General features: G+C 36.8%; 7 protein-coding genes. All 7 read left to right on the plus strand.

Going from position 1 to position 8,020, the window contains the following annotated elements:
* Positions 1–224, plus strand: a 224-nt coding sequence (locus tag ACKI5B_RS11895) for a tetratricopeptide repeat protein (protein WP_407429036.1), incomplete at its 5' end; no start/stop codon positions are given.
* A 28-nt stretch (positions 225–252) separates the two neighbouring features.
* Positions 253–1,296, plus strand: coding sequence for a rod shape-determining protein (locus tag ACKI5B_RS11900; protein WP_407429038.1), 1,044 nt, complete (start codon positions 253–255; stop codon positions 1,294–1,296).
* A 9-nt stretch (positions 1,297–1,305) separates the two neighbouring features.
* Positions 1,306–2,190, plus strand: coding sequence for a rod shape-determining protein MreC (gene mreC / locus ACKI5B_RS11905; RefSeq protein ID WP_407429040.1), 885 nt, complete (start codon positions 1,306–1,308; stop codon positions 2,188–2,190).
* Between the two features lie 12 nt (positions 2,191–2,202).
* A complete protein-coding gene (gene mreD, locus ACKI5B_RS11910) occupies positions 2,203–2,712 on the plus strand; it encodes a rod shape-determining protein MreD (protein WP_407429042.1) in 510 nt (169 codons plus the stop codon).
* A gap of 1 nt (position 2,713) precedes the next feature.
* A complete protein-coding gene (gene mrdA / locus ACKI5B_RS11915) occupies positions 2,714–4,621 on the plus strand; it encodes a penicillin-binding protein 2 (RefSeq protein WP_407429044.1) in 1,908 nt (635 codons plus the stop codon).
* 5 nt (positions 4,622–4,626) lie between these two features.
* Positions 4,627–5,946, plus strand: coding sequence for a rod shape-determining protein RodA (gene rodA, locus ACKI5B_RS11920; RefSeq protein ID WP_407429046.1), 1,320 nt, complete (start codon positions 4,627–4,629; stop codon positions 5,944–5,946).
* A 1-nt stretch (position 5,947) separates the two neighbouring features.
* Positions 5,948–8,020 (plus strand): TIGR03960 family B12-binding radical SAM protein (locus ACKI5B_RS11925; RefSeq protein WP_407429048.1); only part of this gene is annotated, 2,073 nt, incomplete at its 3' end.

Raw genomic sequence — 8,020 nt, forward strand, 5'->3', positions numbered from 1 at the left:
TGATGGGTAAGATTTTCCTTGAAAGAGAGCAGTTTGACGATGCAGAAAAAGAATTTAATTTAATTCTGGAAAAAAATGAAAATTCTGCTGACGCATACTATGGTTTAGGTGTAATATATGAATCTAGAGGAGATTCTGCAAAAGCTCGCTCTGAATGGAGAAAAGCTTTAAGAATTCAAAATAATCACGCATTAGCATTGAAAAAAATAACTGAATTGAAGTAATATATAAAAAAGTTTGGGAGGACTTTTTATGGGTTTTTTAGACAGATTTTCAACAGATATTGGTATTGATTTAGGCACTTGTAATACATTAATTTATGTACGCGGAAAAGGAATTGTTGTTGACGAGCCGTCCGTTGTTGCTGTTGAAAAAGGAACCAAAAATGTGTGGGCTGTAGGTGCTGAAGCAAAACGAATGCTTTGGAAAACACCTGGAAATATCGAAGCAATCAGACCTCTGGCAGATGGAGTTATCGCTGATATCGATTCATGCGAAAAAATGATTAAATACTTCATTTCAAAAGTAATTTCACGCCACCAGCTTTTTAAATCAACCCGAATGAAAATCGGTATTCCTTCTTGTATAACTCAGGTAGAGCGGCGTGCTGTAATCGAAACTGCCTTAAAAGCAGGTGCAAAGGAAGTAGATGTAATCGAAGAATCCCTTGCGGCTGCAATCGGTGCACAGATTCCAATTAATGAACCTGCCGGCCACATGATTTGTGATATCGGTGGTGGTACTACAGAAGTTTCTGTAATTTCTCTTGGCGGTATGGTTGTTACTAAGGCAATCCGTGTTGGCGGTGATAAATTCGATGAAGCAATCATGAAATACGTCCTTAACGTTCATAATCTTCGTATTGGTCAGCAGACTGCAGAACGTCTTAAGATTCAGATTGGAAATGCTTTACAGGACAAAGATAAGGCTATTGAAAAAATGGAAGTTCGCGGTAATGATGCAATCACCGGTCTTCCGCGCCGTCTTGAAATTGACAGTGTTGAAGTGCGGGAAGCATTAAAATCAACTGTTAATGAAATTGTTGAACTTATCAAAGTAACTTTAGGAGAAACACCTTCAGAACTTGCAGCAGATATAGTTGAACGAGGTATTGTTATGAGCGGTGGCGGAAGTATGCTTAAAGGTTTACCAAAGCTTATCTCAAAAGAAACCGGCGTTCCTGTAATTCTGGTAGAAAAGCCTCTTGAATGTGTTGCTCTTGGTGCAGGTCAGGCATTTGATTTATTTAAAGATATGTCTTCTGACCGGGCAATATATGACAATCTCAACGACTAGGCGTGCTTTGTGGCTTCACCAAAACATTCATTTAGATTCGGAATTTCTGAAATTCTTCTCATAATTTTCATACTTTTTTCTGGAAGTATGCTGGCATTTCATTCCGGCGGTTTTGTAATTAATTTCAAAACTGTAGGATTTACGGTATTTTCATATTTACAAAAAGGTGTAAGTACTGTAACTTCAGGCATTTCAGATACTTTCAATGCTGTCCATGAACTTTCCAGACTTCGCGAAGAAAACAAAGAACTTACAGAAAGACTTAAAAATTATGAACTGATGCAGAGAGCAAATTCAGATATAAAAAAAGAAAATGAGAGATTAAAAGAACAGCTTGATTTCTCAGAAACTTTTCAGGAAAAAAATTATCCGGCAAAAATTATTTCAAGAAATCCTGACAGTTTATATTCAGCTTTTACAATAAATAAAGGCAGCACTAATGGAATAAAAAAAGGCTTACCGGTTCTTGCAGTTCAAAGTGGAATTGTAGGTTTAGCTGGCAAAGTTGTTTCAGTTGGTGCTACAACAAGTCTTGTTATGCCTGTTTATGATTCTAAATGTTCAGTGTCTGCGCGAATTCAAAAAACAAGGGACATAGGACTTGTAACAGGTCAGGGGTCAATTGATAACCCGCTGGATATGACTTATATCCGTAAAAAGATATTAAATGAGCTGCAGATTGGTGATCTTGTCGTAACAAGCGGTATGGGAGAAAACTATATAGGTGATATACCGATTGGATCCATTTCTGAAATAAAAGTATTGGATTATGATTCATCTTTAAGTATAAAAGTCACACCAGTAATTGATTTTTCAAGACTTGAAATGGTTATTGTTTCTGAAAAGATTGTACCAAATCAAAATTCAGCTTTTCAGAATATATCGTCAAATTAAAAGGAACAGGTAATGTTAAAATCTTTTTCGATTTCAACAGTAATTATTCTTTGTTTTGTACTTTTCGAAACTGCTATTCTTTCGAATATGCTCTTCATGCCGGCTATTCCGGATTTTCTTTTAATAACCACACTTTATCTTTCTCTTCATAACGGTCGTTCATTTGGTGTATCGGCAGGTTTTGTTTCAGGCCTTTTTCTGGATTTTTTAAGCATTTCACCTTTTGGACTTCATTCATTAATGAGAACCATAATTGGTTATCTTGCAGGAATTTTTAATAAAACCCTGAATATGAATGGTATTTTTATCCCTGTATTAATTGGATTTTGTGCAACATTAATAAAAACCACAATAATTTTTATAATCTCAGTTTTTTTTCCTAATTCTGTTGTTCCTTATTCAATTTTTTCAATAAGTTTTTTATTTGAAATTGCAGCTAATTCTATTTTAACACCAGTTATTTTTAGATTTCTTGATATTTTCAGTGGAATGATTTTATTAAATCCGGAGCAAGTATCTTAAAATGACAAATTATTTTGAAAATGAAAACGGCTCAATTGAGCAAAATGCAAAAGTTGTCATTCTCGGCTTTTTGATATCAATGATTTTTGTTGTATATGTTTTAAAACTGTTTTCACTTCAAGTTATTGAAGGTGCTCAATATCGTAAACAGTCCCAGACTATTTCAAGCCAGGTAAAAACAATCGATGCTCAAAGAGGCGAAATTTTTGACAGAAACGCATCAATGGCGATGGTCGTTAACACTGATTCTTTTGCTATTGACTTAATTCCTGCAGAAATTCCACAGGGGCATTATGATTCTGTAACAACCAGACTGGCTCTGTACCTTGGAATTTCAAAAAATGAAATAGATAAAAAAATTCCTGCTTCCCTGAGAAAAAGTTATACAACAGTCGAAGTAAAATCAAACATTCCTTTCAGTACAATCTCAAACATAGCAGAAAATATAACTGATTTGCCTGGTGTTTCATGGCGAAGCAAACCTGTACGCAGCTATGTTGAAACAGGTTCAATTTCTCATGTTGTCGGTTATGTCGGTGATATCACAAAAGAAGAAGTAAAAGTTATGTATAATATTACTGACAATGATGGACGAAGGGTTTATTCCAATAAATCAATTGTCGGAAAAACAGGCATTGAAAAACAATATGATTTGCAGCTTCAGGGAATTCAGGGACGTGAAAGCCGGACTGTTGATGTACGCGGACATGTTATTTCAGATACTCCAATCATAGAGCCCCCTCAAATGGGCAAAAATCTGGTTCTAACTATTGATATGCGCATTCAGGAACTTGCAGAAAAAGCTCTTGGAGAACGGGTAGGGGCAGCTGTTGTCTTACGCCCGGCTGACGGAGAAGTTCTGGCAATGGTTTCATATCCATTTTACAATCAGAATATATTTAACAGTGATAACGCTTCTGAAGAATACGAAAAACTAAGAACTGGCAATAACCAGCCTATGCTTAACCGTGTTGTCAATGCTGCATATCCTCCCGCATCGACATTTAAAATTATTATGTCAACCGCAATGCTTGCAGAAATGGCATTTCCTTCATACAGGGATATTCTGTGTACCGGCCGTGTTGATTACGGAAACAGAATTTTCCACTGTCACCAGAAATGGGGTCATGGCAAACTTGATATGAAGGAAGCCCTTGCACAGTCATGTGATGTTTATTATTGGGAGATAGGACGTGATTATCTTGGCGTAGATAAAATTTCTTCTTATGCAAGAGAATTCGGATTCGGTGAAAGTCTTAGTATAGATTTACCTGCACAGCAGTCAGGCTTTGTACCAACGGCTCCATGGAAAGAACGCCGGTTCCATCAGAAATGGCTTGGCGGTGACACAATGAATATGTCAATCGGTCAGGGGTATACATTAGTTACTCCGCTTCATGTTGCAAATATGGTAGCGATGGTTACAAATGAAGGCAAAATTTATCGTCCTCATCTTCTTAAAGAAATACGCGATCCTTCCACAAATGAAGTTATAGAAGAAGTAAAACCTGAACTATTACATGAATCAAATATAGATTCATCCGTCTGGAAAGAAGTAAAAAATGCAATGCGTTACACAATCACTGACGGAACACCAGCTTTTCCTTTAAATAACAAAGTTGTACAGATTGCAGGAAAAACTGGAACTGCCGAAGTTGGTTCTGCAGACCACTGGCATTCCTGGATGGCCTGTTACGCACCATTTAATGCACCTGTTGAAGATCAGGTCGTAGTTGTAGTACTGGTTGAGGCAGCTAATGAATGGGAATGGTGGGCTCCATATGCTACAAATATTATCTTTCAGGGAATTTTTGCAAATCAGAACTATGAAGAAGCAGTTGAAGCACTTCCTGCAAATGTTAAAGAAGTGATTCGCTCAAGAAAACATGCAAGGGGCAGGGCAGAGTAAAAATTATGAAATTAAATTTTAAGTTTTTGCAGTATTTTGATTTAATCCTGTTTTTTTGTGTTGTTGCTTTAGTCGCATTTGGAGTGCTCTTTATTTATTCTTCAGGAATTAATTCTGAAGGAATGAATGTATCAACAGAATATATCAAACAGATTATTTGGGGAGGAAGCGGCATTATTCTCATGCTCACTCTTTCTCTTTTAGATTACAGGCGTTTTTCCCGCTATGTTCCGCAGCTTTTTATTGGAGCATGCGCAGTTCTTATTATAACAAGACTTGCCGGCGTAAAAGTAAATGGAGCAAGAAGCTGGCTTGGTATCGGACCATTTGGTATACAGCCGTCAGAATTTACGAAAATCGTTTTTATTTTATTTTTAGCCTGGTATCTTGATCGTACAAAAAAATCATCTGATCAAAGAAAAAGATTCATAACCTCACTTGGAATAATGTTTATTCCTATGGGGCTGATTTTATCACAACCGGACCTTGGAACTGCATTGGTTTATTTTCCAATTTTTCTTGTAATGACTTTTATTGCAGGAATTCCAATCCGTTACATTCTATTCATTTTTATAGGCGGTATGCTTACAATTGTTTTTACAGTTCTGCCTATCTGGGAAAGTCAGATTGCTCATAGTTCGGTAGTTTTTATACGTGTTTTGACAAATTTCAAACTCAGGCTGGTTTTAATTTTTGCAACAGGTTCGATTTTTGTTCTGTCACTTTTTGGAATGTTTTTTTACCGTCATAATAAATATTTTTACTGGATTTCATACGCAGCTTCAATTATCTGTGGTGCACTTATACTTTCTTATTTCGCAGGAAAAGTCCTTAAAGATTATCAGGTAATGCGTCTTATCGTCTTTATTGATCCTTATGCAGACCCTCGTGGAGCCGGCTGGAATATTATCCAGTCAAAAACAGCAATCGGTTCAGGAAACCTTTTCGGCCGCGGGTATCTGCAGGGAACTCAAAGTCATTACAGGTTTTTACCTGAACAAAGCACTGACTTTATTTTCAGTATTTTATCTGAAGAATTAGGATTTGCCGGCTGTATGGCTGTATTTGCTTTATATTTTTTAATATTTATGCGGACTATTTTTATCATTAAAAATACAGCGAATACATTCGGTCTTCTTATTGCTTCCGGCGTTCTCGGAATGTTCGTATTTCATTTTCTGGTTAATGTTGGTATGGTCATGGGAATTATGCCGATTACAGGAATTCCTCTCTTATTTTTAAGTTACGGTGGCTCCTCTTTGTGGACAGCGATGATATGCGTTGGTTTACTGATGAGCGTCAGTTCAAGAAAATTCGGTTTTTAAAATGAATTTAATCAATCCTTTATCAATTTTTGGAAATGAACTTTGCTCGGTGCAGAATCCTTCTTCGTATATCGGCGGAGAATTTGGCCAGATTATAAAAAAACATACTTCTTCAGACGATTTATTTAATTTTTCAATTGCTTTTCCGGATGTTTATACAATAGGAATGGCAAATCAGGCTATAAAAATAATTTACAACGGCTTAAATCAAAAAAAGTCTATCCGTTGCGAGCGGGTTTTTGCTGTTGAAACTGATTTTGAAAATCTCTTAAAAAAACATAATATTCCGCTTTATACACTTGAAACAGGCATGGCTTTGAACGAACTTGATATGATAGGTTTTTCAATCGGTTATGAGCTTGGAATTACAGGTGTACTTTCAATACTTGAATTAGGAAAAATACCGCTTCTAAAAAGAGACCGAACTGAAAATGACCCGATTGTAATTGCAGGCGGCTGTGGAGCTACAAATCCTGCACCTTTTTCGGATTTCTTCGATGCTTTTTTTATTGGGGAAGCTGAAGGCGGAATGTTTGATTTAATCGAAGAACTTGCTGAAATGAAAAAGCAAGGGGCAAAGAGGGCAGAACTTCTTCAAAAACTTGCTGAATATCCATCTGTCTGGACAGAAAATATGAGCAAAGAAACCTGCGGTCATTCTGTTGCCTATAGAGCCGTATGGTCTGATTTTGGAAAAGTACCATCTGTTCCATCATATATGCCTCTTCCAAATGTTAAGCCTGTCCAGGATCACGGTGTGGTTGAGATTATGCGCGGCTGCCCGAACGGCTGCCGTTTCTGTCATGCAGGAGTTTATTACCGTCCGCAGCGTGCAAAAGAAAAACAGCTTATATTTGATGATGTAGAAAAATTAGTAAATGAGGCCGGCTATCGTGAAATTTCATTAACTTCACTTTCTAGTGCTGATTATCCGAATATAGAAAATTTACTTGATGATTTAAATGAGCGCTATAAATCACAGAATGTTTCTTTTCAACTTCCATCATTAAAGGTAAACAGCTTTTCTCTTCCTTTACTTGAAAAACTATCGGAAGTACGTAAATCAGGTCTTACTTTTGCCGTAGAAACACCTGAAGAAGCATGGCAGCTTCGTCTTAATAAAGAGGTCTATGCCCAGCATCTTGTTGATGTAATTCTTGATGCAAAACAAAGGGGATGGAATAAAGCAAAGTTTTATTTTATGGTTGGTCTTCCTTTTCCAGAAACAGAAGAACTTACCGAAGAAAAAGCTATCGTTGACTTTATGCTGGACCTTCAGAACAGAACAAAGATCCAGTGTAATGTAAACGTTGGAACATTTATTCCGAAACCCCATACAGCATATCAATGGGCAAGACAAATTTCACCGGAAGAATCAGATAAAAAGCTGGCATACATTAGAGAACATCTTCCGAGGGGGAAATTTCACGTCGGTACACACGATATAAATACAAGTTATCTTGAAGGTCTTCTTTCTCGTGGAGATAAACGGGCAGGGAAGGTAATCCTGTCTGCTTTTAATAAGGGAGCCCGTCTTGATGCATGGGATAATCATTTACGAGAAAACCTAAAGTATTGGGAATCTGCATTCAAAGAAGCTGATTTTGATGTCAAGCAATCCATTCTTAGAGAGCGCAGCAAAGATGAAGTCCTTCCTTGGGATAATATTTCACTGGGAGTTGCAAAAAATTTCTATAAAAAAGAATGGGATAAAAACGAACGTGAAGAGCTTACACCAAAATGTATGCCGGACTGTAATCACAGATGCGGGGTGTGCAACAATAAAACCTGCGTAAATATTGATAATAAACCTCAAGATGTGCAAAAAAATACACAACCTGTTAATAATTCTGTCTACCCGGAGTGGAATATACCTGTTATGTACCGGGTTATTTTTGAGTTTACAAAGAAAAATGGTGGTGAATATATTTCCCATCTTTCACAAGTTGAATTTTTCAACAGAGCCTTTTTAAAATGTGGTCTTCCAGTAATTTATACAACAGGTTTTAATCCGCTTCCTCGTCTTGAATTTGCATCAACACTTTCGCTTGGAATTTCTTCTGATGCAGAAATT

This window comes from Treponema sp., assembly GCF_045657965.1.
Lineage (GTDB): Bacteria > Spirochaetota > Spirochaetia > Treponematales > Treponemataceae > Treponema_D.

Excerpts from the sequence above, each read along its gene's own strand:
- ACKI5B_RS11900 (WP_407429038.1), top strand. The coding sequence starts at position 253 with ATGGGTTTTTTAGACAGATTTTCAACAGATATTGGTATTGATTTAGGC.
- mreD (WP_407429042.1), top strand. The coding sequence starts at position 2,203 with ATGTTAAAATCTTTTTCGATTTCAACAGTAATTATTCTTTGTTTTGTA.
- mrdA (WP_407429044.1), top strand. The coding sequence starts at position 2,714 with ATGACAAATTATTTTGAAAATGAAAACGGCTCAATTGAGCAAAATGCA.
- rodA (WP_407429046.1), top strand. The coding sequence starts at position 4,627 with ATGAAATTAAATTTTAAGTTTTTGCAGTATTTTGATTTAATCCTGTTT.